Source organism: Mucilaginibacter sp. P4_G9 (assembly GCF_056400985.1).
In genome coordinates this window covers 1-6,596 of record NZ_JBFUKF010000278.1, presented here as the reverse complement: position 1 = coordinate 6,596, position 6,596 = coordinate 1, and the positions used below count along the sequence as shown (strand labels likewise).

Here is a 6,596-nt window from a genome sequence, read left to right as displayed (position 1 = left end):
CAGTTTTGCTCGGGCGGCAACATATCGGCATACATCTCATTGTGCACCTTTGACCTGTCCGGGTCACCAAAAACATGAAACTGCTGCAAAAAGATCTCATCAAGGCCGGTGCGTTCATGTAGTATGCGGTTGGCCGCCATTTCAATAGGTTCGCGCTTAAGCACAAAGCCGCCGGGCAGGTACCATTTTTCCTCGTTATGGTTTTTTAACAGCAGCACTTTCATTTGCCCTTCGTGAAAACCAAAAACCACGCAGTCTATAGAAATATGCTCAAGGTAGGTTTTACGGGCCTCGTTACAGTACTCAATTAGTTCTTGTTTGCTTAACATTTGCGCTATTCTACAAAAATAGTTTGATTATTTAATTATAATAATTACTATTGTGTACTTTATACACAATAAGTTTGTTGCTGTATTATAGCCAATTATAAACGATAATTTTTAATTAAGTAGTTATACAAGGGGCATATTGCGCTTTTACCTATCAAATTCTGTTAATTAATCTTCCTACAACGTAAATAAAAAAATGAACAAGAATTTTTCAACTCAACTTATAGCCAGGGTTATTCCGCTTTGCGTGGTGTTGCTGCCTTTTAATAAGGTATCGGCCCAAACCCAAACCGTGGACACGAAAATGAATGTTTTTGTGAGTGGCTTGATGAAGAAAATGACACCCGACGAAAAAATTGGTCAGCTTAACCTGGTAACCATCGGTGCAGCAACAACAGGTTCGGTGGTAAATAAGGGAGTTGAAGACAAAATTAAAAATGGCGCCATTGGTGGTGTATTTGGCATTTGGGACGCCGACAAGGTGAGAGAAGTACAGGACGTGGCCGTTAAAAAATCAAGGCTGCACATTCCCCTTATATTTGGTTTGGATGTTATACACGGGCACCGTACCATTTTCCCTATCCCTTTAGGGATGTCGGCTACCTGGGATATGGGTTTGATTAAACAATCAGCCCAGATAGCTGCCAAAGAAGCCACGGCCGAAGGGCTAAACTGGGTGTTTTCGCCAATGGTTGATATTGCAAGGGATGCCCGCTGGGGGCGGATCTCCGAAGGATCGGGCGAAGACCCATGGTACGGAGGAGAGGTAGCCAAAGCGATGGTACAGGGTTACCAGGGTAGTAGCATGAAAAATGCCGATGCGGTTATGGCTTGCGTAAAACACTTCGCATTATATGGCGGGGCCGAAGCCGGTAGAGAATACAATACGGTTGATATGAGCCGCATTAAAATGTACCAGGATTACCTGCCTCCTTATAAGGCTGCTGTTGATGCAGGCGCAGGCAGTTTCATGAGCTCATTTAATACTATTGATGGTATACCTGCCACGGGCAACCAATGGCTATTAACCGATTTACTGCGTAAGCAATGGGGTTTTAAAGGTTTTGTAGTATCAGATTATACGGCTGTTAACGAAATGGAAGCCCATGGCCTTGGTGATTTGCAAACGGTATCGGCACTGGYACTAAAAGCCGGACTGGATATGGATATGGTTGGCGAAGGCTTTTTAACAACGCTTAAAAAATCGTTAAAAGAGGGTAAAATAAGCCAGGCGGATATTGATCTGGCCTGCCGTCGTGTGCTTGAGGCAAAATACAAATTGGGCCTGTTTGATAATGCCTATAAATCTATTAACCCGGCAAGGGAAGCCACCGATGTGTTAACGCCCGGAAACCGCAGTATTGCCCGTAATATTTCTAAACATTCATTTGTATTATTAAAGAACGATGCGCAAACCCTGCCGCTTAAAAAAGGAGGGAGTATTGCATTGGTTGGTCCGCTGGCCGATAACCAGCGCGATATGCTGGGCACCTGGGTAGTGGCCGGCGAATGGGAAAAATCAATTAGTGTGATGCAGGGTATTAAAAACGTGGCAGGCAATAATGTGACAATCAACTACGCAAAAGGATCAAACATTACCGATGACCTTAGCTTTATAAACAGGCTTAACTTTTTTGGCCAGCAAATGGTAACCCAGGATAAAAAACCGGTTGATGAAATGATTGCCGACGCTGTTGAAGCTGCAAAAAAATCGGATGTAATTGTGGCGGTAGTAGGCGAGTCGCAAAGCATGTCGGGCGAATCATCAAGCCGGGCTGATATTGATATTCCCGAAAGCCAGAAGAACCTGTTGAAGGCCCTGGCCAAAACAGGAAAACCGCTTGTTATTGTTTTATTTAACGGTCGCCCGATTACCTTAACCTGGGAAAACGACCATGCCAGCGCCATACTTGATGTTTGGGCACCCGGCACCGAAGCCGGCAATGCAATAGCCGATGTTTTATTTGGCGATTATAATCCCGCCGGTAAAATTACCGCTACCTTCCCGCGCAGCGTAGGGCAGATCCCTATTTATTATAACCACAAAAATACCGGCAGGCCTTATGATGGTAAGGGGCCATCTAAATTTAAATCAAACTATCTGGATATCTCAAATGATCCGCTTTATCCGTTTGGTTATGGCTTAAGCTACACCACATTTGGTTACAGTGATGTTAAACTAAGTAAAACCAAATTAAACGGAAATGAAACCTTAACCGCCACCGTAACGGTCACCAATACCGGTAAATACGCAGGCGAAGAAGTAGTTCAGTTATACATCAGTGATCCTGCAGCTTCTGTTAGCCGTTCGGTAAAAGAGTTGAAGAATTTTAAAAAGATAAGCCTGCAGCCGGGTGAGGCCAAAGAGGTATCATTTGCAATAACTCCCGGGCAATTAAAATTTTACAACAGCCAGTTAAAATATGATTGGGAACCGGGCGAATTTGTTGTACAAATTGGCACCAATTCAAGTGATACTCATATGGCATCTGTGTGGTGGAGTAAGTAGGATATGGAAATTATTGTTAAAATATTTTTTAATAATAATATATAATGTCTTATATGACCCCTTGATTTATAAGGTTGAATATATTCCACAAAAAAGCGCTATACATTTAAAATGTATAGCGCTTTTTTGTGGAAAGGCATTTTTTGACAAATATCAAGGTTACGTTCGCCCGTAAATAAATGTAGCAGGAACATTTATTATTTTATTTATAAATGTTTCGGCTACATTTATAAATTCGCAAAATAATAAATGTTGTAATGACATTACTGTTCAATTATGATGATATTTTAACATTTAGCAGTAGTAAATTGTGTAATATTTTTATAGCGTTAACAAGGGTAAAATTCCAAAGGATAAAACCACTTTTTACCAATATAAATGCTTAACACATGGTTTTGATGATACATTATCCGTAACGGCAGGATTTTTACTTTGTAAAAATTTTAAAAAAGTGGTCTTTTTATTAATGATTTGTTAATAAAATATTCACAATTTGTGATTTTAACGCCTTAAAGGTTGTATAAATAATTAATTTGTAAATCTGCACTTTTCACTTGTGTAAACAATACACTCTCATTACATTAGTTGCATAGCCAATATAAATTTCTGGAACGCCAGAAACAATACAAATTCTGATATTATTATAACATTTCGTAGTGTACACCTTAGATATTAAGGAACATGAAAAGAGGGTGAGGGGTACAGGTTAAATTTGTTACAGGAAGTTCATTTATGATTAGACTTTTACATTCCAACACTTTAAAATCTTCATTTTTTGCCTGGCGCCTTTTTGTGAGCCAGCCTCCCGGTTTTTTTGTTCTCACCAAAAAAAACGTTTCGAGGCATGTTATAATCCAGTTGCAAACTTAAAAACACCAAATAGAACACAAGATCTTAAATCAAATATATTAATCAACTAAATCTCAATCTCATGTTTAAAAGTTTACTCCTAAAAGGAAGATTCCTATGCGTGCTACTATGCTGCTTAGTTTCTTCATTGGTAGTTACAGCCCAAACAAAGTACAAGGGTAAAGTTATCGGCAGCGATGACAAATTACCAATCATTGGAGCGTCGGTACGTATCCAGGGATCTACTACGGGCGCTGTAACAGATGTTAACGGTGAATTCACCCTTACATTAAGCCCCGGCCAAACGCTGGTAGTATCGTACATTGGTTACCAAACCAGCGAAGTTAAAGTTGGCGCCAGTACTACAATTGCAATTACTTTAGTTGCAGGCAGCAATGCACTGAACGAAGTAGTAGTAACAGGTTACGGTACGCAACGTAAAAAAGACATCACCGGTTCGGTTGCTGTTGTTAACGTTGCCAACTTAAAAGCAGTACCAGGTGGCCAGGCAGCTGCTTTATTGCAAGGCCAGGCAGCGGGTGTTACAGTTATTAACAGTGGAGCACCTGGTGGTGGTAGCGCAGTGCGTGTACGTGGTATTACATCAATAGGTAACTCAAGCCCGCTATATGTAATAGATGGTTTACAAGGCAACTTCAATGATGTTAACGCTAATGATATCGAATCAATCCAGGTACTGAAAGATGCGGGTTCTGCTGCCATCTACGGTGTACAGGGTTCAAACGGTGTTGTTGTTATTACCACTAAAAAAGGTAAAGCCGGTAAGGCAACAATCACTTATGATGCTTATTATGGCAGCCAAAAACCTCTAAAGGATGGTTTTCACTTAGCTGGTAGCCAGGAATATGCTGATGCGATCCAAAGATCAGTTGGTAGCGTTCAATACCCAGGTACCGGCGGTGCTATTTTGAAAGACTATATTACACCAACGGCTGCAAATTCCGGCGATCCTAATACAGATCCTTCTACTTATAACATCAACAGTAACCAAATTACCAAAACCAATAAAATTGGTACMGACTGGTTTCATGAAACTTTTAAATCGGCCCCAAGAACTTTTCACAACATTACCGCAAGCGGTGGTGGCGATAAGTCAACCTATTTAATGTCGGCAAATTATTTGAACGAGCAAGGTACACTGCTTAATACCTACTTAAAACGGTACGCATTACGTGTAAATACTAATTTTGCTGTTGGCGATCATATCCGTATAGGCGAAAATGCTTATATGTTTTACAAGGATAACCCATCAATTGGTAATCAAAATGAAGGTAATGGCGTTTCTTATACTTACCGTCAGCCTCCTGTTATCCCGGTTTATGATATCATGGGTAATTTTGCTGGTACAAAATCGGCAGGTTTAAGTAACTCATCAAACCCGGTAGCTATACAAACCCGCGCAAAAAATAATCGTGGTAATGACTGGAATATGTCTGGTAATGTTTTCGCCGAAGTTGACTTCCTGAAACATTTTACCGCGCGCACAAGCTTTGGCGGTACTTTTGATAACCTTTACTATTACACTTTCACTCCTACTTCTGTAGAAAACGCGGAAGGTAATACTAACCCGAATACTTTTACCGAAGGATCAATTTATAAAAGCCAGTATCTTTGGACAAATACCCTGACCTACAACCAAAAATTTGGCAAACACGATATTAAATTGTTGGGAGGTATTGAAGCCAATAAAATAAATCAGCGTGGTTTACGCGGCGGCAGATCGAATTATACTATTTCAGTAGATCCTACCTTTATTAATTTAGATACCGGAGATCCAAAAACTCAAAGTAACTCTAATAATGATGCAAATAACAATACCACCATTTACTACAGATCACTTTACTCACAGTTTGGTAAATTGGATTATGCCTATAATGACCGTTACTTGTTAAGTGCTACAATCCGTCGTGATGGTGCATCAGTTTTCGCAGCGGCTCATCGCTACGGTGTTTTCCCTTCAGTAACCGCCGGTTGGAGGATCTCGCAAGAGTCTTTCATGAAAGATATCAGCTGGTTAAATGATTTGAAGCTTCGTGGAGGCTGGGGTAAATTGGGCTCTATCAGTAACATTGGGATAACCAATGCCACTGACTTATTTGGTTCAAACGCACAAAACTCTTATTACGATTTAGGCGGTACAGGTAGTAGCGCAATGCTGGGTATTTACCGTAAACAAATTGGTAATGCCTTAACTACCTGGGAGCAGGATGTAGTTACCAATGTTGGTTTTGATGCGACTATATTGAATAACAAACTCGAGATTGGCTTTGAAGTTTACAAAAAAGATATTAAAGGTTTGCTCTTCAGACCTGATCTTTTAGATGCTCAGGGTGGTGCAACCCCTGCATTTGTGAATGGCGGTAACATTAGTAATAAAGGTTTTGATATCAATATTACTTATCACGGCAATATTGGCAACGATTTTAAATTCGATCTTACAGGCAATCTTACCCATTATAAAAATAAGGTTATCAGCTTACCAGCCGGAAAAAAATATTATGACTTTACAAGTGGTGGTTCAACCCGTATAGGTGCGTTTACCAGGTTTCAGCCAGGACAGTCACAGGGTGCATTTTTTGGCTATGTTGTTACAGGTTTAATAAAAGATCAGGCTGAGGCAGATGCATTAAAAGCGGCAGGCCAGACTGGTGCAGAACCGGGTTTATTCCATTACAAAGATGTTAATGGGGATGGTAAAATAACTCCAGATGACAGAACCTTCTTCGGTAATCCTAATCCTGATTTTACCTATGGTTTTACATTGAATGCTTATTTTAAAAACTTTGACTTAAGCGCATTCTTCTATGGTTCGCAAGGTAACCAAAACATTAACTATGTTAAATACTGGACAGATTTTCCGCAGGTATTTAAAGGCAACGTTATTAGAG

Annotated in this window: 3 protein-coding genes; 2 read left to right on the top strand and 1 reads right to left on the bottom strand. The window is 40.2% G+C overall.

The genetic code is table 11. The features are described from left to right. Nucleotides 1-329, bottom strand: a 329-nt coding sequence (locus AC1DPZ_RS19410) for an NUDIX domain-containing protein (protein ID WP_477406459.1), incomplete at its 3' end; no start/stop codon positions are given. 196 nt (nt 330-525) lie between these two features. Between AC1DPZ_RS19410 and bglX the strand changes: the two genes are divergently transcribed. Next, nucleotides 526-2,838, top strand: a complete 2,313-nt coding sequence (bglX, locus tag AC1DPZ_RS19405; RefSeq protein WP_477406457.1) for a beta-glucosidase BglX — start codon at nt 526-528, stop codon at nt 2,836-2,838. 931 nt (nt 2,839-3,769) lie between these two features. Continuing rightward, the coding region (locus AC1DPZ_RS19400; RefSeq protein WP_477406455.1) for a SusC/RagA family TonB-linked outer membrane protein at nt 3,770-6,596 on the top strand (2,827 nt) is incomplete at its 3' end.